The organism is Bradyrhizobium sp. NBAIM08 (assembly GCF_020193935.1).
Lineage (GTDB): Bacteria > Pseudomonadota > Alphaproteobacteria > Rhizobiales > Xanthobacteraceae > Bradyrhizobium > Bradyrhizobium yuanmingense.
On the sequence record NZ_JADYVR010000836.1, the window covers coordinates 1 to 411 of the forward strand.

At 61.8% G+C, this 411-nt stretch carries 1 protein-coding gene; it reads left to right on the forward strand.

Annotation, left to right across the window (positions count from 1 at the left end):
• Nucleotides 1–176: 176 nt before the first annotated feature.
• Nucleotides 177–411, forward strand: a 235-nt coding sequence (locus I6F37_RS42300; protein ID WP_225154719.1) for a hypothetical protein, incomplete at its 3' end; no start/stop codon positions are given.

Sequence of the window (411 nt, forward strand, 5' to 3'; positions counted from 1 at the left end):
ATGCTGCTGGAATGCGCCACGTCCTTGTCAACGGGCAGCCGGTTCTCCTGGACGGCCAGATGACCGCTGCCCGCCCTGGCCGTGCAGTCCGCGGCCCCGGCACCGGCCGTTGCGCAGCACGTTGAGATTGCGCCCACCGATGACACGCTTATGCTGGCACAGATTTCCAGGAGAAAATGATGCGCTTTGCTCCAATCGCTTTGCTGGCCACGGCCACCCTTGGCCTTGGCGCCTGCGACCGCGGACCGAAGATCGATCTGACCAATGCCAGCCCGGCTGAAGTTGCCAAGGCGATGAAGGACAATGGAGCAACGCGAAGCCTAGCGCGCCCGGGCAAATGGTCATCGACTGTCGCGATTCTCGAAATGAACAATCCCAGCTTGCCGCCTGAGATTCAGCAGATGATGCAGC